Origin of the sequence: Atlantibacter hermannii, from assembly GCF_009907385.1 — a bacterium.
GTDB classification, from domain to species: domain Bacteria; phylum Pseudomonadota; class Gammaproteobacteria; order Enterobacterales; family Enterobacteriaceae; genus Atlantibacter; species Atlantibacter hermannii_A.
Map to the genome: position 1 here is coordinate 60,096 of NZ_JAAATR010000084.1, position 25,030 is coordinate 85,125.

The 25,030-nt window shown below is 54.6% G+C and carries 19 protein-coding genes; 5 read left to right on the top strand and 14 right to left on the bottom strand.

The genetic code is table 11. The features are described 5' to 3' along the window. Window positions 1–4 precede the first annotated feature (4 nt). The 11 genes from GV764_RS18940 to GV764_RS18990 form a co-directional block, all read right to left on the bottom strand. Window positions 5–1,228: a winged helix-turn-helix domain-containing protein gene (locus tag GV764_RS18940; protein WP_161661475.1), complete on the bottom strand. Its 1,224-nt coding sequence runs from the start codon at window positions 1,226–1,228 to the stop codon at window positions 5–7. A 29-nt stretch (window positions 1,229–1,257) separates the two neighbouring features. After that, a complete protein-coding gene (gene lpxK / locus GV764_RS18945) occupies window positions 1,258–2,235 on the bottom strand; it encodes a tetraacyldisaccharide 4'-kinase (protein WP_161661476.1) in 978 nt (325 codons plus the stop codon). Beyond that, window positions 2,232–3,980 (bottom strand): lipid A ABC transporter ATP-binding protein/permease MsbA, encoded by a 1,749-nt coding sequence (gene msbA, locus GV764_RS18950; RefSeq protein ID WP_161661477.1) that lies wholly within the window; start codon window positions 3,978–3,980, stop codon window positions 2,232–2,234. The genes lpxK and msbA overlap by 4 nt, the downstream gene beginning before the upstream one ends. A gap of 36 nt (window positions 3,981–4,016) precedes the next feature. Next, window positions 4,017–6,278, bottom strand: a complete 2,262-nt coding sequence (locus GV764_RS18955; RefSeq protein WP_161661478.1) for a ComEC family protein — start codon at window positions 6,276–6,278, stop codon at window positions 4,017–4,019. Between the two features lie 200 nt (window positions 6,279–6,478). After that, a complete protein-coding gene (gene ihfB, locus GV764_RS18960) occupies window positions 6,479–6,763 on the bottom strand; it encodes an integration host factor subunit beta (protein ID WP_125291785.1) in 285 nt (94 codons plus the stop codon). 90 nt (window positions 6,764–6,853) lie between these two features. Next, complete coding sequence (gene rpsA / locus GV764_RS18965) at window positions 6,854–8,527, bottom strand: 30S ribosomal protein S1 (protein ID WP_125291784.1); 1,674 nt, start codon at window positions 8,525–8,527, stop codon at window positions 6,854–6,856. Window positions 8,528–8,637: 110 nt separating this feature from the next. Next, window positions 8,638–9,324, bottom strand: a complete 687-nt coding sequence (gene cmk / locus GV764_RS18970) for a (d)CMP kinase (protein WP_161661479.1) — start codon at window positions 9,322–9,324, stop codon at window positions 8,638–8,640. A gap of 167 nt (window positions 9,325–9,491) precedes the next feature. Then, entirely contained in the window at window positions 9,492–10,262 is a 771-nt protein-coding gene (gene loiP / locus GV764_RS18975) for a metalloprotease LoiP (RefSeq protein ID WP_161661480.1), read from the bottom strand. Window positions 10,263–10,398: 136 nt separating this feature from the next. After that, entirely contained in the window at window positions 10,399–11,685 is a 1,287-nt protein-coding gene (gene aroA, locus GV764_RS18980) for a 3-phosphoshikimate 1-carboxyvinyltransferase (RefSeq protein ID WP_161661481.1), read from the bottom strand. Window positions 11,686–11,756: 71 nt separating this feature from the next. Further along, the gene (gene serC, locus GV764_RS18985; RefSeq protein WP_161661482.1) at window positions 11,757–12,842 is read right to left on the bottom strand and encodes a 3-phosphoserine/phosphohydroxythreonine transaminase; all 1,086 of its coding nucleotides are present in this window, start codon (window positions 12,840–12,842) and stop codon (window positions 11,757–11,759) included. Between the two features lie 161 nt (window positions 12,843–13,003). Next, window positions 13,004–13,696, bottom strand: coding sequence for a DUF421 domain-containing protein (locus tag GV764_RS18990; RefSeq protein ID WP_161661483.1), 693 nt, complete (start codon window positions 13,694–13,696; stop codon window positions 13,004–13,006). A 138-nt stretch (window positions 13,697–13,834) separates the two neighbouring features. Between GV764_RS18990 and ycaO the strand changes: the two genes are divergently transcribed. The 4 genes from ycaO (at window position 13,835) to pflA (ending at window position 20,131) form a co-directional block, all read left to right on the top strand. Further along, window positions 13,835–15,598 carry a 30S ribosomal protein S12 methylthiotransferase accessory factor YcaO gene (ycaO, locus tag GV764_RS18995; protein WP_161661484.1) on the top strand — a complete coding sequence of 588 codons (1,764 nt, stop codon included), beginning with the start codon at window positions 13,835–13,837 and terminating at the stop codon, window positions 15,596–15,598. Between the two features lie 404 nt (window positions 15,599–16,002). Then, window positions 16,003–16,860, top strand: a complete 858-nt coding sequence (gene focA, locus GV764_RS19000) for a formate transporter FocA (protein ID WP_161661485.1) — start codon at window positions 16,003–16,005, stop codon at window positions 16,858–16,860. A 49-nt stretch (window positions 16,861–16,909) separates the two neighbouring features. Then, window positions 16,910–19,192 carry a formate C-acetyltransferase gene (gene pflB / locus GV764_RS19005; protein ID WP_161661486.1) on the top strand — a complete coding sequence of 761 codons (2,283 nt, stop codon included), beginning with the start codon at window positions 16,910–16,912 and terminating at the stop codon, window positions 19,190–19,192. Between the two features lie 198 nt (window positions 19,193–19,390). Then, window positions 19,391–20,131 carry a pyruvate formate lyase 1-activating protein gene (gene pflA, locus GV764_RS19010; protein WP_161661487.1) on the top strand — a complete coding sequence of 247 codons (741 nt, stop codon included), beginning with the start codon at window positions 19,391–19,393 and terminating at the stop codon, window positions 20,129–20,131. 51 nt (window positions 20,132–20,182) lie between these two features. Here the strand turns inward: pflA and GV764_RS19015 are convergent, their stop codons facing one another. After that, on the bottom strand, window positions 20,183–21,331 hold the full coding sequence (locus GV764_RS19015; RefSeq protein ID WP_161661488.1) for an MFS transporter: 1,149 nt from the start codon (window positions 21,329–21,331) through the stop codon (window positions 20,183–20,185). A gap of 302 nt (window positions 21,332–21,633) precedes the next feature. Here GV764_RS19015 and ycaC point away from each other — a divergent pair, with 302 nt between their 5' ends. Then, complete coding sequence (gene ycaC, locus GV764_RS19020) at window positions 21,634–22,257, top strand: isochorismate family cysteine hydrolase YcaC (RefSeq protein WP_125291774.1); 624 nt, start codon at window positions 21,634–21,636, stop codon at window positions 22,255–22,257. A 47-nt stretch (window positions 22,258–22,304) separates the two neighbouring features. Here the strand turns inward: ycaC and serS are convergent, their stop codons facing one another. Both serS and rarA read right to left on the bottom strand, forming a co-directional pair. Next, window positions 22,305–23,597, bottom strand: coding sequence for a serine--tRNA ligase (serS, locus tag GV764_RS19025; protein ID WP_161661489.1), 1,293 nt, complete (start codon window positions 23,595–23,597; stop codon window positions 22,305–22,307). A gap of 89 nt (window positions 23,598–23,686) precedes the next feature. Further along, the gene (gene rarA, locus GV764_RS19030; protein WP_161661490.1) at window positions 23,687–25,030 is read right to left on the bottom strand and encodes a replication-associated recombination protein RarA; all 1,344 of its coding nucleotides are present in this window, start codon (window positions 25,028–25,030) and stop codon (window positions 23,687–23,689) included.

Genomic DNA, 25,030 nt, shown 5'->3' on the forward strand with positions numbered 1-25,030 from the left:
GGGTTCAGGGCTGCTGGATTTCCCAGGCGCTGCCCCATGCTGCCTGTAACGGTGCAGGCTGGCTGGCAAGGGTAACGCGTGTTGCGCCCTGCCAGAGGGCAAACTCAGTAATAGCCTGCCGTAAACCGGCCACGAGTGAAGCCGTAACGGCCGCATCGGGTTCCAGATACAGCGCATTAATCGCCAACTCGCCGGTTTTACGATGCATTTTGGCATCCATTCGTCCAACAAGCTGGCCGCAGTGAAGTAACGGCAAGGTAAAATAGCCATACTGACGCTTTTGCGCCGGGGTATAGCATTCAAGCCGATAGGTAAAATTAAACAGCTGTTCGGCGCGGCGACGGTCCCACACTATGGGATCAAAAGGCGAAAGCACGGCGTTGTGCGTGGCGCGCGGGTTCTTGCCGCTTTCCAGTAACGGCAGCAAATCCTCATGCAGCCACATTTGCCCCAGCGATTCAACCTCAACGCTTACTACCCGTCCTTCGGCCTGCCAGCGCGCAGTGTGCTCGGTCAGCGGGACTTTTTTCAGACGGTAATAATCGGCCAGCCAGGCGCTTTTAAAAATCCCCAGGCTGCGGGCGCTATTTTCCAGCATTCTGGCCCGGGCCAGTTCCTGCGGCAAAAGATGTTTATCATCATCCCAGTGCGACATCACGCGGGTAGTGAGATCGTAGACGCGCTGGAAATTCCTGCGTTCGATCACCATCACTTTTCCGGCACTGAACAGGCCTTCAAGGTGGCGTTTGTCAGGTTTCCAGTCCCACCAGCCGCGCTGTCCCGGCCGTGGATGCTCAAAATCGGCCGAGCGTACCGGGCCATTTTGTTTGATCCAGTTAAGCAGTTCAGTGATGTCCGCGGCATGTTCCGCCATCCACTCTGCGCGGTATTTCCAGCCCATATTTTCCGGCTGGAGCATCTGGTGGCGTACCAGTTCAAAGTCGCTGCGCGGGAGAAAACAGGCCTCATGCGCCCAGTACTCCATGAGTTCGCCTCGCGCCAGCGCATCGTCTAGCCAGTGCATCGGGTAGGATCCCAGACGGCTAAACAGTACCAGATACGGACTGCGCGCCACCACGTTAATGGTGTCGATTTGCAAAAGGGACATTCGGGTGATGGCGGCGAGGATATCTTCAGGACGAGCGCGGCGGCGCGGTTTGCGCAGCAGCCCCTGGGCGGCAAGATGAAGATTACGCGCGGTTTGTAACGAGAGTTTGGGTTCAGCCATGGTGCATCCTTGTTCTGCCCGGGTGGGGTTTAGCGCACCAGGGAGAGGATATCCAGCAAGAGTTTTTCCGCCGCCGGAGATCCCAGCTGCGCCTCGACCGGTAAATACCACCAGTTCTGCTGGGCGAACGGACGGCATTTAACCGCATCCTTTTCAGTCATCATTAATGTCTGATCGGGACGAGCAAAAGCGGCAACCTGGGCGTGGGTCAGCGCCTGATGATCCGCCAGGCTCAGCGTCTTCACGGGCGTCACACCCAAACTTTCCAGCGTGGCGAAAAAGCGCGGCGGATGACCGATTCCCGCCATCGCCACCACCTCCCTGAATGACGCGGCATCGCGTTTTTCACCGGTAAGCAAATTAACGGCCTGCGACGGCACCAGTTGCATGGCGATTTCACCCGATTTCGGCGTACCGCCGTTTGTGATAACCGCATCCACTTCACGCAGCCGACTTGCGCGTTCACGCATCGGGCCCGCCGGTAACCACCAGCCATTGCCAAAGCGCCGTACGCCATCCACCACCACAATCTCCCTGTCACGCGCCAGCGCATAATGCTGAAGCCCGTCGTCGGTGATGATAATTTGCGGCGGCTGTTGCTCGAGCAGAGCCTGGATCGCTTCGCTGCGCATCGGCGAAACTGCCACGGCGGCGCCGGTACGCTGATAGATGAGTACCGGTTCATCCCCGGCCTGCTCGCTGGAGGTTTGGGCATCAAGCACCAGCGGATAGCGTTGCGCTTTTCCGCCGTAGCCGCGAGACACCACGCCAACCCTTATACCGCGCTGCTGCAACTGTTTCACCAGCCAGACCACCACCGGCGTTTTACCGTTGCCGCCTGCAGTGAGATTCCCCACCACCACCACCGGCACTGGCGCGCGCCAGGCTTTACGCCAGCCTAACCGGTAGCTTAGCCGAATAAGAGTGCTCACCAGGCCATAAAGCGCGGCGAGCGGTAACAGCAGCAGCCACAGGCGAGATTGCCCTGACCAGATTTTTTCAATCATGCGCCAAACTGCATTTTATGAAGCTGAGCGTACACGCCGCGCTGCTCCAGCAGCGCGGCGTGGGTGCCCCGCTCAACAATACGCCCATCTTCAATCACCACAATTTCATCTGCCTTCTCGATGGTCGACAGACGGTGGGCAATCACCAGCGACGTGCGGTTTTTCTGCAGTTCGTCCAGCGCTGCCTGGATAGCACGCTCAGACTCGGTGTCCAGCGCAGAAGTCGCTTCATCGAGGATCAGAATTGGGCTGTCGCGCAGCAGCGCACGGGCAATAGCGATACGCTGACGCTGGCCGCCGGAGAGCATCACCCCATTTTCACCAATGATGGTATCGAATCCGTTGTCCATTTTTTTGATAAAGTCAGTGGCATAGGCCATCGTCGCGGCTTTCTCAATTTCTTCGCGGCTGTACTCTTCGCTACGGGCGTAAGCGATATTATTTGCAACGGTGTCGTTAAACAGGTGTACGTTCTGAGATACCAGCGCGACCTGATTACGCAGCGATGTCAGGGTATATTCCCGCAGATCGTGGCCGTCCATCAGGATTTCACCTTCATCAATATCGTAAAAGCGCGTGATCAAACCCGCGATGGTGGATTTGCCCGAACCAGAGCGCCCGACCAGGGCGATCGTTTTGCCCGCAGGAATGCGCAGATTGATATTACGCAGCGCCGGAGTATCTCTGCCCGGATAAGTAAAAGTGACATTACGGAATTCAATATCGCCTGTTGAGCGTTCGATAATCCGTTTACCGTCATCTTTTTCCTGCTCGCTGTCCAGAATGCTGAACAACGTCTGGCAGGCCGCCATACCACGCTGGAACTGCGCGTTAACGTTAGTCAGAGATTTCAGCGGACGCATCAGGGCGATCATTGCCGAGAACACCACGGTAATGGTCCCGGCGGTGAGGGTCTCCATCACGCTCGGGAAACTGGCGGCATACAGGACGAAAGCCAGCGCCAGGGAGGCAATCAGCTGAATAATGGGATCGGAAATGGACGATGCGGAAACCATACGCATCCCCTGGCGGCGCATTTTGTTGCTGACTTTGTCAAACCGTTCGGTTTCCACCTGCTGGCCACCAAACATCAGCACTTCTTTATGGCCTTTGAGCATCTGCTCTGCGCTGGTCGTCACCTGCCCCATGGTGTTTTGCATGTTTTTGCTGATATTGCGAAAACGCTTCGAAACCACGCGGATAGCAATCGACACGATGGGCGCCAGCACAATCAGGATGATCGACAACTGCCAGCTGTAATAGAACATCATCACGAACAGCCCGATGATTGACGCCCCTTCACGCACGACAGTGATCAATGCGCCAGAAGACGAAGAGGCGACCTGCTCAGAATCATAAGTGATGCGCGACAGCAGCGTACCGGTAGACTGTTTATCAAAAAAAGCGACCGGCATCCCCATCATATGGTTGAACAGGCGGCGGCGCATGGTCATGACCACTTTGCCGGAAACCCAGGAAATACAATAGCTGGAAATGTAACTGGTAATGCCTCGCAGGATCATCAGTCCAATAACAACCAGCGGCATCCAGAGCAGTACAGAGCGATCCGTCTTACCAAAACCATCGTCAAGCAATGGTTTGAGCAGCGATAGCATATAGGTATCGCTGGCTGCGTTAAGAATTAATGCGATCGCAGCAACAATGAGGCCTGGTTTGAAAGGGGCAATCATTGGCCAGAGGCGGCGAAAGGTTTGCCACGTCGAAAGATCTTTATCGGTATGCATTCAAAAAACCAGCTTTCGTTGAAATAGCCGCATATTCTACCCGTTATCCTTATCTACGCCAAACCACTGATGATACCAGCGGGGCGAAAGTTGTTGCCGGAAACGCGTGATAAACCTGGATTTTGATGAAAAATTCACCGTGATTTGTCCTGCATGAGCGGTATCCTGCCACTGATAGTCATAATGTTTGTAACGCGCCATGACCGGACGAGACGGCAATCGCCAGGCGTTATAGCGCGCCACGGAGGCCAGCGCATCCTGCCCTGCTACCGCACGCAGCAAAATAACGCTTGATGACGTTTTGCTGCCGTGATGCGGAACCTGCATCACCGAAGCTTGCAGCTCGCGCCAGTGGTGCTTAACCATTTGCCGCTCGGCATCCGCTTCAATATCGCCGGTCAATAAGATGCTCTGCTCGCCATCACTTACCTTTACCACGCACGATGCGTTATTGCCGTTATCCGCGCCGATTTTTAAAGGCCAGTGCACAGTGAAAACCAGTCCCTGCCAGCGCCAGGTTTTGCCGCGCAGGCAGGATTGATGCCCGGCCCATCCCAGCGAGCTCATCACCGGCAGCTGCGGCCAGGCCTTTAACAGGCTGTTTAACCCACCCCGGTGATCGAGATGCTCATGGCTTAAAATAATGCCTTCAGGCACGAGATGATGCCAACGCAGCCAGGGAATAATTGTCTGCCGGGCGCTGTCTCCGCCCGGCCAGGCATTGCCGGTATCATAGAGCATGGCGCGCCCGTTGCGCTCAATCACTATCGCCAGCCCATGGCCGATATCCAGCATATGCACGGCCCAGTTGTTATCCTGACGCTGAAGGAACAGCGGCCCGCCAAGTAAAAGCAACACGATGCCGGGCAACAGTGGCGTGCACCACTGAAAGCGTAGCCGCCAGAGCACAATTAGCAACCAGGGGCTAAGCGTCAGCCCCAGAAAACGCTCATCCATGTCCAGCCAACCGGGCGGCAGCGCCTGTAATCCATAAAACACCCCAGCCAGAGAACGATCCGCCAGGTATTCAAGAATATATTCCACGCCACCAATACCCATGCGATTGGTGATCATCGCCAGCAGGATCAGCGGTACAGCGATAAAAGTCACTACCGGCACAGCGAATAAATTGGCAGCCACTGACGTCAGGCTGATGCCATGAAACAGCAGGACCTGTAGCGGTAATAGCAGTAGTGCCATGCCAGCCTGAAGATGCAATAACGCCAGCGCGGGCTTAACCACGCGCGGTACTTTTGGCGGGATGAAAGGCACCCACTGGTACCAGAACAGCAGCGCCCCTACCGCCAGCACCGATAGCCAGAAGCTTTCCGACAGCACGGTTAGCGGATCGATAAACACAATGCCCGCCACGCAGCACAGCCACACATGCCAGGGATCCCCACTGCGTCCACTCAACCTTAGCGCCCCCCAGACGAGCATGGCGACAAAGGTGCGTAGCGCGGGTGGATTCGCGCCGCTGAGCCAGGTGTAAACACCGCTGGCGGCTAAGCTGACTAGCAGGGGGAAAGCCTGATTCATAAGCCAGGCCGGGAAGGCAAATTGCAGCAAACGCGCCATCCCCCACCCCATAAGCCCAGCCAGACCAATATGCAGCCCGGAAATCGCCATTAAATGCGCGGTGCCGGTTTCACGCATCAGGTTTTTTATTTCATCACTTACCGCCAGCCGTTCGCCAAACCCTAAGGCCAGTATCACATCACGCCATGGCCGCGATGCAAGCGACTGAGTCACCGACGTCATAAAACCCGCGCGCCAGCTGCACCGGCTGTCGACAGGCTTTGAGGCAATAATCCGGCCCGTTACGCTGCGCCGCTGCGATAGCGCGTACCGCTGATTGTCGAATCCGCCGTCATTAAGCTGTCCGTGAACAGGTTTAAGGCGCACTACGAGCTCCCAGCGCTGGCCTGCGCACACCTTTTCTGCAAGATAGCTGCCGGGTAGATCCACCGTCATTGCCGGAAAGAGCCACTTGCCGCCAAGATGGGTTATCCGCGCCAGATGCCGCGTTGCGCCATCAGTTTGCAGAATTGTCGCCGTCACGTTCTGGTTGTGTGTTGTAAGTGACAGAGGCGCAAGAGTTTGCCTTGCCGCCAGAACAGACCAACAGAAAAAGAGCAGCGTCAATGCCAGCCTTGAAGCGAGTTTACCTGGCGCTAAAAGCAGCAGCATCGCAGCCGCGCCGATCGCTGCAAGCAGCCCCATGGTCGGTAGCTGCGACAGCCACAGTAACGGTGCAGTTCCGGCAAGCAGGCACCAGCAAAGGATATTGAGCGGCATACAGACCTCCTGTCTGGCCGCAGTATGCCGGGAATATACAGGCGCGCGAGGTCTCTTTCACCGCATTACGCGCGGTATTCACAGAAAGTTGTTGCGTTGCTGCAACAGGTGGACGTTTTGCGCGTCCTGCCGCAAACCTGGCGAAAGGCTAAAAAAAACGACATCCGGAGATGTCGTCTTCAGGGCAAGCTCAAACAAGCTTAACCATAGATATTGGCGCGGTCGCGTAACTCTTTACCCGGTTTAAAGTGCGGAACGTATTTACCTTCCAGATCCACTTTATCGCCCGTTTTCGGGTTACGGCCAGTGCGCGGAGCGCGATAGTGTAAGGAGAAACTGCCAAAACCCCGGATTTCAATACGTTCGCCCTGGGCGAGCGTCGTGGCCATATGCTCCAGCATCTCTTTTACTGCATCTTCCACCGCTTTTGCGGGGATATGAGATTGCTGGGTGGCAAGTCTTTCAATTAATTCTGACTTGGTCATCATTCCTCCGGTTTCCATTCAGGAAAATTTGCTTACAGCTATCAATCGAACAAGGGCGGCCGCAGCCGCCCTGATTTAGCGCTCGGACGATTACTCGCCTTTAGCTGCTTTGAATGCTTCAGCCATTGCGTTGGAGAAGTTGCCGTCTTCCTGTTTGTTGTTAACAGTTGCGATTGCATCTTTCTCGTCAGCTTCGTCTTTCGCACGAACAGACAGGCTTACAACACGGTTTTTACGATCAACGCCGGTGAATTTCGCTTCAACATCGTCGCCAACGCTCAGAACCAGAGTGGCATCTTCAACGCGGTCACGGGAAGCTTCAGAAGCGCGCAGGTAGCCTTCAACGCCATCTGCTAATTCAACTGTAGCACCTTTCGCGTCAACTGCCGTTACTTTACCAGTAACGATAGCGCCTTTCTTGTTCAGCGCAACGTAGTTGTTGAACGGATCTTCTGCGAGCTGTTTAACGCCCAGGGAGATACGCTCACGCTCTGCGTCAACCTGCAGAACAACCGCTGCGATTTCGTCGCCTTTTTTGTATTCACGAACTGCTTCTTCGCCTGCAACGTTCCAGGAGATGTCAGACAGGTGAACCAGGCCGTCGATGCCGCCGTCCAGGCCGATGAAGATACCGAAGTCAGTGATAGACTTGATTTTACCTTCAACGCGGTCGCCCTTGTTGTGGGTCTCAGCAAACAGCTGCCACGGGTTAGATTTGCACTGTTTCAGGCCCAGGGAGATACGACGACGTTCTTCGTCGATATCCAGAACCATCACTTCCACTACGTCGCCAACGTTAACAACTTTGGACGGGTGGATGTTTTTGTTGGTCCAGTCCATTTCGGAAACGTGCACCAGGCCTTCAACGCCTTCTTCGATTTCAACGAAGCAGCCGTAGTCGGTCAGGTTGGTTACGCGGCCAGTCAGACGAGTGCCTTCCGGGTAACGTTTAGCGATAGCTACCCACGGATCTTCGCCCAGCTGTTTCAGGCCCAGGGAAACACGAGTACGCTCGCGGTCGAACTTCAGCACTTTAACAGTGATTTCGTCGCCAACGTTCACGATTTCGCTCGGATGCTTAACGCGTTTCCACGCCATATCAGTGATGTGCAGCAGGCCGTCTACGCCGCCCAGATCAACGAATGCACCGTAGTCAGTGAGGTTCTTAACGATACCTTTAACTTCCATGCCTTCCTGCAGGTTTTCCAGCAGCTGATCGCGTTCTGCGCTGTTTTCAGACTCGATAACGGCACGACGAGAAACAACAACGTTGTTACGCTTCTGGTCCAGCTTGATTACTTTGAATTCAAGCTCTTTGCCTTCGAGGTGCAGGGTGTCGCGAACCGGACGCACGTCAACCAGGGAACCTGGCAGGAACGCACGAATACCGTTCAGCTCAACAGTGAAGCCGCCCTTGACTTTGCCATTGATAACACCAGTAACGGTCGCAGCTTCTTCGTAAGCTTTTTCCAGCATCAGCCATGCTTCGTGACGCTTCGCTTTCTCACGAGACAGCAGGGTTTCACCGAAACCGTCTTCTACTGCATCCAGAGCAACGTCAACTTCGTCACCAACCTGGATTTCAATTTCGCCCTGGGCGTTTTTGAACTGCTCAGCCGGAATGGCAGACTCAGATTTCAGACCGGCGTCAACCAGTACGACATCTTTGTCGATAGCAACAACAACACCACGAACGATAGAACCCGGGCGGGTTTCGATTTCTTTCAGGGATTCTTCAAAGAGTTGAGCAAAAGATTCAGTCATGTTTAATCTTCAGGTTTTAATTTAACGTCCACCTGGCATCATGCCGGATGGGGTTGTTTCACATACCCGCTGTCAATCCATTGCAACGGGGGTACTGCAAATTCTGTCGCTTAATCAGCGAGAGCCAGTTTTTGGCGCGCATATTGTAGCGCTTTTTCAATCACTTGCTCAATACTTAAACTCGTGGAATCCAGAACTAAAGCATCGGCAGCGGGGACTAGCGGCGCTACGGAACGATTCCGATCGCGATCGTCACGTTCTTTGATCTCGGCCAAAAGGCGTTCAAAGTTAACACTAAAGCCCTTCTCCTGCAACTGTAGCATGCGGCGTTGGGCGCGCTCTTCAGAGGAGGCGTCAAGGAAAATTTTTACTGGCGCATCAGGGAATACCACGGTGCCCATATCACGGCCATCGGCGATAAGGCCCGGCGCTTCGCGAAACGCGCGTTGACGACGCAGCAAGGCTTCACGAACGCGTGGGAATGCGGCCACCTGCGACGCGGCATTGGCCACTTCCTGGGTACGGATTTCGCCGCTGACATCTTCCCCTTCAAGGATCACTTCCAGCTCTTCATTGGTCGCTACGAAACGCACGTCCAGATGCGCCGCCAGGGGCACCAGCGCTTCTTCAGAAGCAACGTCAACATGGTGATGCAGCGCAGCGAGCGCAAGGACACGGTAGATAGCGCCGGAATCCAGCAAATGCCACTGCAGTGTTTCAGCCAGGGCTTTGCAAAGCGTGCCTTTACCAGCGCCGCTCGGCCCATCAACGGTAATCACGGGGGCTACTGCCGTCATCCTATTCTCCTTAAACCAGGCAACCATTTCATAAACGCCGCGCATTATACGCGCCAATCACCTGGAGCGTTACTAAAGCTTGCGTATGATTTGGCGGATGAATCTGAATGTTGAGGAATTGCTCAAGTATAGCGGGCTGGCGCGGCGCCAGCCCGAGGAGGCGTGGGTTACTTCCGATCGGCGCTGATACGTTCGCGAATGTGCTGCGCGCGCTCAGCTGAAGGAGGGTGAGAATCAAACAGCGATTTTGATGCACCGCCATCCAGTTTGGCCAGCTTGTCGAAGCTGGTGGCCAGTCCCTGCGTGCTGAGATGCTGCTTTTTCATATACTCATAGGAGAAATCATCCGCCTGAGACTCTTGCTCGCGTGAGAAAGCAGAATTGATCACCGCTTCGGTTAAATCGCCCAATTGTGACTGAGAAAGCTGAGCCGCGGTGCCGCCGGTGGCGGTAATAGCATCGCGCGCAGCCAGCGTCGCATAGGCGGCTTGCATGGCTTTACGCGAGTGACCCAGCGCAACATGGCCCATCTCGTGGCCCAGTACGCCTTCAATCTCGTTATCCGTCATCATATCCATCAGGCCGCTGTAGACGCGAATGCAGCCGTTAGCCATCGCCCACGCGTTGACGTCGTTGGTCAGGTAAACTTTGTAATTTACCGGTAAGCCGTTGATGTTGTTGCCCAGGGATTTAGCAATTTTATTCAGGCGTTTGGTGTATTTGCTGGAGGCCGACGCGATTTGTGATTCGCTGTCGGATTGCTTACATGCCTGATCGGTTAACGAACGCATATCCGCATCGCTTAAGGTTGCGGCTTTATACGCCGACATTCCGGAGCCGACTAAAGCATCTGTGTTCACCGTGCCGCTCATATTTTTACAGCCTGACAATACCGCCGTAGCCAGCAAACAACTTAATAATATCTTTGAATTTTTCATACTTATCGTCCATTGATTCAAGTGCATCGATTAAAGGAAAATCCGACGCAGAGTATCACTGGCCTACGAGTGGGGCTTGTCCGAAAGCGGATGAAAAAAGAGGGAAAACCCCGCGCTGGACGGCGGGGTTAAAAACTCAGGCCAGCACGCTCAGGCGCGCCAGTTGCTCAAAGTAGTCGGGGAAGGTTTTCGCGGTACATTTCGGATCGAGAATAGTGACTGGGGTATCCGAGAGCGCCACGAGCGAGAAACACATCGCCATACGGTGATCGTTATAAGTGCCGATATCCGCGAAGCGCAGCTGTTCCGGCGGCGTGACCGTGATGAAATCGTGGCCCTCTTCCACCGTCGCGCCCACTTTGCGCAGTTCGGTGGCCATCGCGGCAAGGCGGTCGGTCTCTTTGACGCGCCAGTTATAGATGTTGCGCAATGTCGTAGTGCCGTTGGCGAACAGCGCGGTGGTGGCGATGGTCATGGCGGCATCGGGGATATGGTTCATGTCCATGTCGATGGCCTTGAGGTCGCCGCGCGTGCAGGCGATAAAATCGTCGCCCCAGGTAATCTGCGCGCCCATTTTCTCCAGCACATCCGCGAAGCGGATATCGCCCTGCACGCTGTTGCGGCCAATGCCGGTCACTTTGATGGTGCCGCCTTTAATCGCCGCCGCCGCCAGGAAATAGGAGGCAGAAGACGCGTCGCCCTCCACCAGATATTCCCCCGGCGCCTGATAGGTTTGCCCGCCGCGGATCGCGAAGCGCTGGTAGCCGCCGTTGTCCACCTCAACGCCAAAAGTTTTCATTAAATGCAGCGTGATATCGATATAGGGTTTGGACACCAGATCGCCTTTGATGGTGATCAGGGTATCCTGCTCCGCCAGCGGCGCGGTCATCAGCAGCGCTGTTAAAAACTGGCTGGAAACGCTGCCGTCAACCTCGACGTTGCCGCCGGTAAAACCGCCGCGCAGGCGCAGCGGTGGATAATTTTCCTGTTCCAGATAGTCAATCTGCGCCCCGCCCTGGCGCAGCGCATCCACCAGATGGCCGATAGGCCGCTCTTTCATACGCGGTTCGCCGGTGAGCACAATGTCGTTGTGCCCCAGGCACAGCGCCGCCGCCAGAGGGCGCATGGCGGTGCCGGCATTCCCTAAAAACAGCTCCAGTTCGCCTTGCGCCTTAAATGCGCCGCCCAGCCCGGTGACTTCGCAACGGCGGCGGTCGTCAGACAGCGCGTACTCAACGCCCAGCGCTTTCAGCGCGTTTAGCATGTGGCGGACGTCGTCGCTATCCAGCAGGTTGGTCAGCACCGTTTTGCCTTTAGCTAAGGCCGCAAGCAGCAGCGCGCGGTTGGAAACGCTCTTCGAGCCGGGAAGGTTGATAGTGCCTTCAACGTGCGCGATAGGCTGTAAAGTCAGGGATTCCTGCATGCAAAAAACTCTCGATCGAGGTAATAAAAGCCCCGCAGGCGCGCTGCGGGGAAGAGAAACAATAACGAGGATTAACCGTGGCGACGCTCAAAATCAATCATAAAATCGGTCAGCGCTTTGACGCCTTCCAGCGGCATGGCGTTATAGATGGAGGCGCGCATCCCGCCGACCACGCGGTGGCCCTTCAGCGCATGCAAACCGGCTTTAAACGACTCATCAAGGAATAGCGTATCAAGTTTGCTGTCAGCCAGCTGGAACGGCACGTTCATGCGCGAGCGGTTAGCGCTGGCCACGTCGTTGCGGTAGAAATCGCTGTTATCGATAACGCCATACAGCAGATCCGCTTTTTGTTGGTTGATGCGATTCATTACCTCAACCCCGCCCTGCTGCTTCAGCCATTTAAAGACCAGGCCAGACAGATACCAGGCAAAGGTCGGCGGCGTGTTGAACATCGAGTCGTTTTCGCTCAGCACGGTGTAGTCAATGATCGACGGGCAGACGGAATGTGCTTTACCCAGCAGGTCCTCACGGACGATAACGATGGTTAACCCTGCCGGGCCGATGTTTTTCTGCGCGCCGGCGTAAATCACGCCATAGCGGGAAATATCAATCGGATGGGAAAGAATAGTGGAGGAGAAATCCGCGGTAACGATAGCATCGCCGAAATCCGGCGTTTCATTAATAGCGATACCGTCGATGGTTTCATTCGGGCAGTAGTGCAGGTATGCAGCGTCTTCGGAGAGCTGCCATTCGCTCATCGGTTTGATAGCGCGTTTGCCGTCGACGGTAATTTTCGCGTCGATCACGTTCGGTTTGAGGTATTTATGCGCTTCTTTTACCGCGCTCGCCGCCCAGTAACCGCCGTCCACGTAGTCTGCGGTGGTTTTGTCGCCCAGCAGGTTGAGCGGAATCGCGGAGAACTGGCCGCGTCCGCCGCCGTGGCAGAATAAAACTTTATAACTGGAGGGGATATTCAGCAGATCGCGAAAATCTTTTTCCGCCTCTTCTGCAGCCGCGATAAACGGTTTACCACGATGGCTCACTTCCATTACCGACGTGCCCAACCCCTGCCAGTCGCGTAATTCCTGCTGTGCCTGAAGCATTACATCTGCCGGTAACATCGCCGGGCCAGAACTAAAATTGAAGACCTGAGTCATTTCCCCTCACCACGCATAACAATAAGTTTTTCCTGTGGCTATCGGTTTTATCACTCAGCGAGTACGGCTGCAATGGGTAATCCCCGCCCGCGGTAAAATGTGCGCTTTATCACACGGCAGATTATGCCAGGCGGGGAACAGAACACCGCAATTTTCACTGTTCAGGTCACGCGGCGGGCACGGCTCGCTTTCACCCAATCCGGATGCCCGCAGCGCGGACACATCCGTTTATCTCCGGCTTTCATGGCAACGACCTCACTACAGCGAATACAGGCATAATCCGCTGCGTCAGGCATGATGTTAAATGCCGGTTTGTGGGAGTCCGGCAGGATAGGCAAACCGGGCCGGACATTCTCATCGGCATAAAAATAGACGCTTAATTGCCCGTTGGTTTCCTGAATGGCTAATTTCACCTGCCCAAGCTGCTCCACGCCGCTGAGCCGCAGTTCCATAAAGTATTCGAACTCGGTCATGTTCTCTTTGCGCAGATTGTCCCAGGCGAGCTCGCCCTCCTCCACCACAATCATCGGCTTGCCTTCGAGCAGATCTTCCAGTTTCTCACTGCGCGCCATCAGCCACATCACCAGCCGATAAAGCGCGCCGAGGGAAATAAACACCACCAGCACCGGGATCATCGGTACGTCGTCATAAAACGCCACGTCACCCGCGGCAGAGCCCAGGGTCAGGATGATCAGCACTTCAAACAGCGACATCTGGCGGACGCCGCGCCGCCCGGTGAGTTTCAGGAAAATAAAGACCAGCACAAAGGTGTATAAGCTGCGCAGCGCGACTTCGCCGAGAAACTCAAAGGGGACCTTGTCAAAAGCCATCCGTTGCCAATCAAATGCTTTCATTTTTATTCGCCTTTACAGTACCTTGCTAAAAGTAAGCATAGCGCTAACAATTATTTTTGCCCGGAACGGCGGGAAGATGGCACCCGTAACGCAAAACCCGTATCATTGCGCGCTTTGCGTACGATAAAAGTGACTCTCATGACTCAAACCTTCATTCCCGGTAAAGATGCTGCGCTGGAAGATTCCATCGCTCGCTTCCAGCAACAGCTCACCGATCTCGGCTTTAATATTGAAGAAGCCTCGTGGTTAAACCCGGTTCCGCACGTCTGGTCGGTGCATATTCGCGATAAAGACTCCGCGCTGTGCTTCACCAACGGGAAAGGCGCCACCAAAAAAGCCGCGCTGGCCTCCGCACTGGGCGAATATTTCGAACGTCTCTCCACCAACTATTTCTTTGCCGATTTCTGGCTGGGCGACACCGTTGCTAACGGTCCGTTCGTTCACTATCCCAACGAGAAATGGTTCCCGATCCCGGAAGACGACGAACTGCCGGAAGGCATTCTCGACGATCGCCTGCGCGCTTTTTACGATCCGGAAAATGAACTGACCGCCAGCATGCTGATCGACCTGCAATCCGGCAACGAGTCGCGCGGCGTGTGCGCCCTGCCGTTCACCCGTCAGTCCGACCAGCAGACCGTGTATATCCCGATGAACATCGTCGGCAACCTGTACGTCTCTAACGGCATGTCCGCAGGCAACACCGCTAACGAAGCCCGCGTGCAGGGCTTGTCTGAAGTGTTTGAGCGTCATATCAAAAACCGCATCATCGCCGAAAGCATCAGCCTGCCGGAAATCCCGCAGGAAGTGCTGGCGCGTTACCCGGGCGTGGTGGAAGCCATTGCTAAACTCGAAGCCGAAGGTTTCCCAATCTTCGCCTACGACGGTTCGCTGGGCGGCAAATACCCGGTGATCTGCGTGGTGCTGTTCAACCCGGCTAACGGCACCTGCTTTGCCTCTTTTGGCGCGCATCCGGACTTCGGCGTGGCGCTGGAGCGTACCGTGACCGAGTTGTTACAGGGCCGCAGCCTGAAGGATCTGGACGTGTTCACCCCGCCGACCTTTGATGATGAAGAAGTGGCGGAACACGCTAATCTGGAAACCCACTTTATCGACTCCAGCGGTCTGATCTCCTGGGACATGTTCAAGCAGGATGCCGATTACCCGTTCGTCGACTGGAGCTTCGCCGGCACCACCGAGGAAGAGTTCGCCACCTTAATGGCTATCTTCAAATCGGAAGACAAAGAAGTGTACATCGCCGACTACGAGCACCTGAACGTCTACGCCTGCCGCATCATCGTGCCGGGCATGTCGGATATCTATCCTGCGGAAGATCTGTGGCTCGCCAATAACAGCATGGGCGCGCATTTGCGCGAAACCATTCTGGCGCTGCCGGGCAGCGCGTGGGAAAAAGAGGACTATCTCAATCTGATCGGCCAACTGGATGAGGAAGGTCACGACGACTTTACCCGCGTGCGCGAACTGCTGGGCCTGGCGACCGGCAAAGACAACGGCTGGTACACTCTGCGCATCGGCGAGCTGAAAGCGATGCTGGCGCTGGCAGGCGGCGATTTGGATCAGGCGCTGATCTGGACCGAATGGACCATGGAGTTCAATGGTTCGGTTTTCAGCCCCGAGCGCGCCAACTACTACCGCTGCCTGCAAACCCTGCTGCTGCTGGCGCAGGAAGAAGAGCGCCAGCCATTGCAGTATCTCAACGCCTTTGTGCGTATGTACGGTGCCGAAGCGGTAGAAAACGCCAGCGCGGCATTGAGCGGCGAAGCGCCGTTCTATGGCCTGCAGGCGGTGGACGCCGATCTTAAAGCCTTCCCGGCGCATCAGGCGCTACTGGCGGCATATGAGAAGTTACAGCGCGCTAAAGCCGCTTTCTGGAAAGTCTCATAACCTGAAGTAACTCAAAAAGCGTATGCGATTGTGCATACCTCAGCTATATTACGGGGCGATTTAATTGCCCCTTTTTTTTATTTTGGCGTTAATTATTTCAAATGTAATTTTAAAGTTAAATATGAGTAAACATTAACAAGCTTTAACGGCTTTAAGTGTTACTTATTTTAATAAATACTCCATATTAATTAACTGTTGGCTATGAGGCGAAGCGGTATCATTCAACTTAAATAATAAACTTTAAAAATTATTTTTACCTTTAATTTCAAAAGGTTACCACAAAAAATTGCAATAACACCACGTTTTGCAGGTCTACAACTCCGGCGAGATATGATCGATATCAAATTTTGCTGTATAATGCTTTGTTAGTATCTCGTCGCCGATTAAATATAGAGAGAGTTAGTGTGAAAGCTGACAACCCTTTCGATCTATTACTTCCCGCTGCTATGGCAAAAGTTGCCGAAGAAGCGGGTGTCTATAAAGCAACGAAACAGCCGCTGAAGACCTTTTATCTGGCGATCACGGCGGGCGTCTTTATCTCCATCGCATTTGTTTTCTATATCACTGCCACCACCGGTACCGCGACAATGCCTTACGGCATCGCGAAATTGATCGGCGGGATGTGCTTCTCTCTGGGCCTTATTCTTTGTGTGATCTGCGGCGCGGACCTGTTCACCTCCACGGTGCTGATTGTGGTCGCTAAAGCGAGCGGCAGGATCACCTGGGGCCAACTGGCGCGTAACTGGCTGAATGTTTATATCGGCAACCTGATTGGCGCGTTACTGTTTGTACTGCTGATGTGGCTGGCGGGCGAGCATATGGTCGCTAATGGCGGCTGGGGCTTAAATGTTTTACAAACCGCTGACCATAAACTCCACCATACTTTTATCGAGGCCGTCGCGCTCGGTATCCTGGCGAACCTGATGGTATGTCTGGCGGTGTGGATGAGCTACTCCGGCCGTAGCCTGTTCGACAAAGCGTTCATCATGATCCTCCCTGTTGGCATGTTCGTCGCCAGCGGGTTTGAGCACAGTATCGCAAATATGTTCATGATCCCGTTTGGTATTGTGATTCGTCACTTCGCCAGCCCGGAATTCTGGACCGCTATCGGTTCCTCACCGGACAATTTTTCTCATCTGACTGTGATGAACTTCATCATTGATAACCTGATTCCGGTTACGATCGGCAATATCATCGGTGGTGGTTTGTTAGTTGGGTTGACGTACTGGGTCATTTATCTGCGCGGCGACGACCACCATTAAGGTCGGCTCGGGCAGAATGAAAAATTCCACTTAAGAAGGTAGGTGTTAAATGTCTGAACTTAATGAAAAGTTAGCCACAGCCTGGGAAGGTTTTGCCAAAGGTGACTGGCAGAATGAAGTTAACGTCCGTGACTTCATCCAGAAAAACTATACCCCGTATGAAGGTGACGAATCCTTCCTGGCTGGCGCCACGGAAGCGACCACTTCCCTGTGGGACAAAGTTATGGAAGGCATCAAACTGGAAAACCGCACTCACGCGCCAGTTGATTTCGATACCGACCTGGCTTCTACCATCACCTCTCATGACGCTGGCTACATCAACAAAAGCCTTGAGAAAATTGTTGGTCTGCAAACTGATGCTCCGCTGAAACGTGCGATTATCCCGTTCGGCGGTATCAAAATGGTTGAAGGCTCCTGCAAAGCGTATAACCGCGAGCTGGATCCGTCCCTGAAAAAAATCTTCACCGAATACCGTAAAACCCACAACCAGGGCGTGTTCGATGTCTATACCAAAGACATCCTGAACTGCCGTAAGTCCGGCGTGCTGACCGGTCTGCCGGATGCCTATGGCCGTGGCCGTATCATCGGTGACTACCGTCGCGTTGCGCTGTACGGTATCGACTTCCTGATGAAAGACAAATACGCACAGTTCCTGTCTCTGCAGTCCGATCTGGAAAACGGCGTAAACCTGGAAGCCACTATCCGTCTGCGTGAAGAGATCGCTGAACAGCATCGCGCACTGGGTCAAATCAAAGAAATGGCAGCGAAATACGGCTGCGATATCTCTGGCCCGGCAACCAACGCGCAAGAAGCCGTACAGTGGACTTACTTCGGCTACCTGGCTGCAGTGAAATCCCAGAACGGCGCGGCGATGTCCTTCGGTCGTGTGTCTACCTTCCTGGACGTGTTCATTGAGCGCGACCTGAAAGCAGGCAAAATCACTGAAGCCGAAGCGCAGGAAATGATCGACCATCTGGTGATGAAACTGCGTATGGTGCGCTTCCTGCGTACCCCGGAATACGATGAGCTGTTCTCCGGCGACCCGATCTGGGCAACGGAATCCATCGGCGGTATGGGCGTTGACGGTCGTACTCTGGTTTCCAAAACCAGCTTCCGTTTCCTGAACACCCTGTACACCATGGGTCCGTCTCCGGAGCCGAACATCACCATTCTGTGGTCTGAAAAACTGCCGTTGAACTTCAAAAAATTCGCGGCGAAAGTCTCCATCGATACCTCTTCTCTGCAGTATGAGAACGACGATCTGATGCGTCCTGACTTCAACAACGACGACTACGCGATCGCTTGCTGCGTAAGCCCGATGGTTGTTGGTAAGCAAATGCAGTTCTTCGGCGCGCGCGCAAACCTCGCGAAAACCATGCTGTACGCGATCAACGGCGGCGTGGACGAAAAACTGAAAATGCAGGTTGGCCCGAAATCTGAGCCGATCAAAGCAGACGTGCTGAAATTCGACGAAGTGATGGATCGTATGGATCACTTCATGGACTGGCTGGCTAAGCAGTACGTGACCGCGCTGAACATCATCCACTACATGCACGACAAGTACAGCTATGAAGCTTCGCTGATGGCGCTGCACGATCGTGACGTTATCCGTACCATGGCGTGTGGTATCGCCGGTCTGTCCGTGGCGGCTGACTCCCTGTCCGCCATCAAGTACGCGAAAGTTAAACCGATTCGCGACGAAGACGGTCTGGCAATCGACTTCGAAATCGAAGGCGAATACCCGCAGTTCGGTAACAACGATGCGCGCGTGGATGATCTGGCGGTTGACCTGGTAGAACGTTTCATGAAGAAAATTCAGAAACTGACGACTTACCGCAACGCTATCCCGACTCAGTCAGTTCTGACCATCACCTCTAACGTGGTTTATGGTAAGAAAACCGGTAACACGCCGGATGGCCGTCGCGCTGGCGCTCCGTTCGGACCGGGTGCAAACCCGATGCACGGCCGTGACCAGAAAGGTGCAGTTGCCTCTCTGACTTCCGTTGCTAAACTGCCGTTCGCTTACGCTAAAGATGGTATCTCTTACACCTTCTCTATCGTGCCGAATGCGCTGGGTAAAGACGACGAAGTGCGTAAAACCAACCTGGCGGGTCTGATGGATGGTTACTTCCACCACGAAGCGTCCATCGAAGGTGGTCAGCACCTGAACGTGAACGTGATGAACCGTGAAATGCTGCTTGATGCGATGGAAAACCCGGAAAAATATCCGCAGCTGACCATCCGCGTTTCTGGTTATGCGGTGCGTTTTAACTCCCTGACTAAAGAACAGCAGCAGGACGTTATTACCCGTACCTTCACTCAGACCATGTAATTCACTGTCTGGCTGAATAAGCGTACAATAAAGGCTCCACATCCGTGGGGCCTTTTTAACAGTTACTACCCCGCCCCGCAGCCTGCTTTGCCAGCTATCTATACTGAGATGGGTGACTGCCAAAACAGACTCGACACAACCTTTATGAGTTGTGCGCACACAGGCCCCGGATGGGCCACATCTGGAGAAAACACCGCAATGTCAGCAATTGGTCGCATACACTCCTTTGAATCCTGCGGGACCGTCGACGGCCCAGGCATTCGCTTTATCACCTTCTTCCAGGGCTGCCTGATGCGCTGCCTGTACTGCCATAATCGCGATACCTGGGATACTCACGGCGGTAAAGAAATCACCGTTGACGAGCTGATGAAAGAGGTCGTCACCTATCGCCACTTTATGAACGCGTCCGGCGGCGGCGTCACCGCATCCGGTGGCGAAGCGATGCTTCAGGCCGAATTCGTGCGCGACTGGTTCCGCGCCTGCCATAAAGAAGGTATTCATACCTGCCTGGATACCAACGGCTTTGTGCGCCGCTACGATCCGGTGGTTGACGAGCTGCTGGAAGTCACCGATCTGGTTATGCTGGATCTCAAGCAGATGAACGACGAGATCCACCAGAACCTGGTGGGCGTCTCTAACCATCGCACTCTGGAATTCGCACGCTATATCGCTAACAAAGGGATTAAAACCTGGATCCGTTATGTGGTGGTGCCGGGCTGGTCTGACGATGATGATTCCGCGCATCGCCTCGGCGAGTTTACCCGCGAGATGGGCAATATCGAGAAAATCGAATTACTGCCTTACCATGAGCTGGGTAAGCACAAATGGGTGGCGATGGGCGAAGAGTACAAACTGGATGGCGTGAAGCCGCCGAAGAAAGAGACCATGGAGCGGGTAAAAGGCATTCTGGAACAGTACGGCCATAAAGTGATGTACTAGCTTCCGCCGCAGTTAAACAAAACCCCCGACGCAAATCGGGGGTTTTTATTATCAGGCGTGTACCACCGGGGTTGGATGCTGGCCTGCTTTGCGCAGCAGCATCAGCAGATAAACGAACGATACGCTGGCAATCATGATAAACAGCAGATTGTCGGAATACTTCTGCATCAGCATGGCTGTCAGGGTCGGGCCTAACAGGCTGCCGATGGTGTAGCTCAGCAGCAGCGCCTGGTTCATCGCCACCAGCTGATGGTGCTCGACTTTTTCACATGCCCAGGCCATTGCCACCGGATAAACGGTGAAACCCGCCGCGCCAAGGATAAACAGCGCAGGTGCCATTGCTGCGTTGCTGAGCATCGCCAGGCAGCCGAGGATCACCACAAATACCTGCACACGCAGCACCAGCAACCGGCCAAACCGGTCGGCAAGACGGCCTATCGGCCACTGCCCGACAATACCGGCGCTAACCATCACCGCCATCCAGAAGCCGATCCCCGAATTGCTTACGCCCTGATGATTAAGGTACAGCGGCATCAGGCCGTACAGCGAACCGAGCACGATCCCGGAAATGATGCAGCCGTTCACGCCGAGACGCGCCTGGCGCAGCTTGAACATCGACCACACCGGGGTATTTTCCTGATGCTCGCTGTTCTGGTTGACGATACGGGTGAACAGCAACGGTAAAATCGCCGCCAGCGTTAAGGCGGTCACCCACGGCAGCACGTCCATCAGATCGGTAGAAAGTTTGCTCACCAGTATCTGGCCCAGTACCGTACCGACATAGTAAATCATCATATAGGCCGCCAGCAGACGGCCCCGGTTGCGCGAGGTGCCGCTGCACATTAGCGCGCTTTCCACTACCACCCAAATCATGGCGCAGCCGACGCCGGCAATAAATCGCCAGCTCATCCAGCTCCAGAAACCTACCATCAGGCCAAGGCCGACGCAGCCCGCCGCAAACAGCAATGAGGCAAAATAGTAGCTGCGGTTAAAACCCCAACGCTTAATTAAGCTGCCGGTCAGCAATGTCCCCACCAGGTTTCCGGTGAAATAGGCGGAACTGACTACCCCAACCTGCCAGGTAGGAAGGTTTTCATGGGCGAGCCAAAGCGGCACCAGGGTGTTAAGCACCGCGATAGCCAGGGTCAACAAAAGTAGGCCACAGAGCAGAAGCAGCACTGGCCGGGTATACGTGGGCATGGATTAAACCGTGAGGAAGTTCAAAATTCACGCGCATCATGCCACCGCCAAAAACAAAGTCAATCGGCTTATTAAGGGCGAATCAGGGTTTTATGGCTATCGATATAAGTTATTCATTTAGCCTGTCGATGTTGAACGTGGGGGTGACTTTATCACTTTGTTTTATTGGAAATTTTAAAACTATTAACATGATAATTCAGTCGAAAAATTTCATCGAAGCCGCTGCACTCTCAACCGGGTGTTTTTTTAATCTATTCTTAGTGACGACGCGCTTTTATCCCACCCTGCAAAGGTAACTGCAAATGAGTAAACCTTACGTTCGTCTCGATAAAAATGAAGCGGCTGTTTTGCTTGTCGATCATCAGGCCGGATTGCTTTCTCTCGTCCGCGATATCGAACCTGATAAATTCAAAAACAACGTTCTGGCACTCGGCGATCTCGCGAAATACTTTAATTTGCCCACCATTCTGACCACCAGTTTCGAAACCGGTCCTAACGGCCCGCTGGTGCCTGAGCTCAAAGCGCAGTTCCCGGATGCGCCCTATATTGCCCGTCCGGGTAATATCAACGCCTGGGATAATGAAGACTTTGTGAATGCCGTGAAGGCTACCGGCAAAAAGCAGCTGATCATTGCAGGGGTGGTTACAGAGGTGTGCGTGGCCTTTCCGGCGCTGTCCGCGATTGAAGAAGGGTTTGACGTCTTTGTAGTGACGGATGCCTCAGGCACCTTTAACGAGCTCACACGCCTGTCGGCATGGGATCGTATGTCTCAGGCGGGCGCGCAGCTGATGACGTGGTTTGGCGTGGCCTGCGAACTGCATCGCGACTGGCGCAACGATGTGGAAGGCCTGGCGACGCTGTTTTCTAACCATATTCCGGACTATCGCAATTTGATGACCAGCTACGATTCGCTGAAGGGTAAATAAACGGCATAAAAAAAGCGCCCTCAGGGCGCTTGTTTCAGGTTTGGTGATTAACCGATAAATTCCAGACCTTTCATGTACGGCTTCAGCACGTCAGGAATGGCGATACGCCCATCTGCCTGCTGATAGTTTTCCATGACCGCCACCAGGGTACGGCCCACCGCCAGACCGGAACCGTTCAGGGTGTGCACCAGACGCGGTTTCTTGTCGGTTTTGGTACGGCAGCGCGCCTGCATACGGCGAGCCTGGAAATCCCATACGTTAGAGCAGGAAGAGATTTCACGGTAGGTATCCTGCGCCGGCACCCACACTTCCAGATCGTAAGTTTTGCATGCGCCGAAGCCCATATCGCCGGTGCACAGCAGCACTTTGCGGTACGGCAGGCCCAGCAACTGGAGAACTTTCTCGGCGTGGCCGGTCATCTCTTCCAGCGCATCCATGGAATCTTCCGGACGCACGATCTGAACCATTTCAACTTTGTCGAACTGGTGCATACGGATCAGGCCACGGGTATCGCGACCGTAAGAACCCGCTTCTGAACGGAAGCACGGCGTATGCGCGGTCATGCGCAGCGGCAACGATTCTTCTTCGAGGATCTCGTCACGTACCAGGTTGGTCAACGGCACTTCCGCCGTCGGGATCAGGGCGTAGTTACTGCTGTCCGCCTCTTCTTCCAGCGGACGCGTATGGAACAGATCGCCGGCGAATTTCGGCAATTGCCCGGTTCCGTACAGCGTGGCGTGGTTCACCAGATACGGCACATAGTTTTCGCTGTAGCCGTGCTCTTCGGTGTGAAGATCCAGCATGAACTGCGCCAGGGCACGGTGCAAACGTGCGATCTGGCCTTTCATCACGACAAAGCGCGAGCCGGTCAGTTTAACCGCGTTTGCAAAATCGAGTCCGCCATGCATTTCGCCGAGGGTGACGTGATCGCGGATCTCGAAATCGAACTGGCGAGGCGTGCCCCAGCGGCTGACTTCAACGTTGTCGTGCTCGTCTTTACCCACCGGTACGCTGTCGTCCGGAATGTTGGGGATCGCCAGCGCGATTTCGCGAATTTCATTCAGCAAAGTTTCCAGTTCGGCTTTCGCCGCGTCTAACTCTTCACCCAGTTTGTTCACTTCCATGCGTAGCGGCTCGATATCTTCCCCACGCGCTTTGGCCTGGCCGATGGATTTCGATCGCGAGTTACGCTCAGCCTGCAGATTTTCGGTGTTGACCTGCAAAACTTTACGACGCTCTTCAAGAGCGCGCAGCTTATCTACGTCCAGCTTAAAGCCCCGGCGTGCCAGTTTTTCTGCGACTGCGTCTGGCTCGGTACGCAGCAGATTGGGATCGAGCATGCTTATCCTGTGCTTATCGAATTGAAAGGGAGAAAGTGGCCACAGCCTGCGGCCACTGGAGTCTTGATAACCTTACCGCAACGCCTGCATTAGCGGTAGCGTTTTGTGGGGCTTTTCTGATCCTGTTCAGTAAGCCAGGCGAGCTTTTCGCCAATTTTCCCTTCAAGACCTCTGTTTGTTGGGCGGTAATAGCGCGTTTGTGCCATTTCAGGAGGGAAATACACTTCTCCGGCGGCGTAAGCGTTGGGCTCGTCGTGGGCGTAACGGTACTCTTCCCCGTAGCCCATGTCTTTCATCAGCTTTGTCGGGGCATTGCGTAAATGGACCGGAACATCATAATCAGGGCGGTCGCGCGCGTCGGAGAGTGCAGCTTTAAAGGCGGTATAGACGGCATTGCTTTTCGGGGCGCAGGCCAGATAGACAATCGCCTGAGCAATCGCCCTTTCCCCTTCTGCCGGGCCGACGCGGGTAAAGCAGTCCCATGCCGAAATCGCCACCTGCATGGCGCGCGGATCGGCGTTGCCGACGTCTTCAGAGGCAATCGCCAGACAGCGGCGTGCCACATACAGCGGATCGCCGCCCGCCGTGATGATACGCGCATACCAGTAGAGCGCGGCATCAGGTGCGGAACCGCGTACCGATTTATGCAGCGCGGAGATCAGATCGTAGAACCGATCGCCTTTGTTATCGAAGCGCGCGCTGCGTTCGCCCGCGATTTCAGTGAGTAATTCCTGATTCAGCACCCGCTTGCCGGCATCATCCAGCTCAGCCATGTCCGCCATCATCTCAAGCGTATTTAACGCCCGGCGGGCATCGCCGTTCACCAGTTCTGCAATCGCCCGGCGCGTATCGTCCGGCAGTACGATGTCCTGGCCGCCATAGCCACGCTTCGCGTCATTCATCGCCTGATCGAGAACCTGTTCGATATCTTCTGTGGTCAGGGATTTCAGCAGATAGACGCGGGCGCGGGACAACAGCGCCGAATTCAGCTCAAACGAGGGGTTTTCAGTGGTCGCACCGATAAAAGTGATGGTGCCGTCTTCAATATGCGGCAGAAATGCGTCCTGCTGGCTTTTATTGAAGCGATGGACTTCATCGACAAATAAAATAGTGCGTCGACCCGCATTGCGATTTTGCCGGGCACGCTCGATAGCTTCACGGATCTCTTTGACGCCTGACGTCACCGCGGAGATACGTTCAATATCCGCGCTGGCGTAGCGGCCAATCACTTCAGCGAGGGTGGTTTTGCCGGTGCCTGGCGGCCCCCAGAGGATCATCGAATGCAGATGGCCCGCTTCAATCGCGCGCGGCAGCGGTTTGCCGGGCGCTAACAGGTGCTGTTGCCCGATGTACTGCGCTAAATTTTCTGGCCGCATACGCGCGGCCAGAGGTTGAAATGCGTTATCAGAAAAGTCGAGCGACAGGTTACTCAC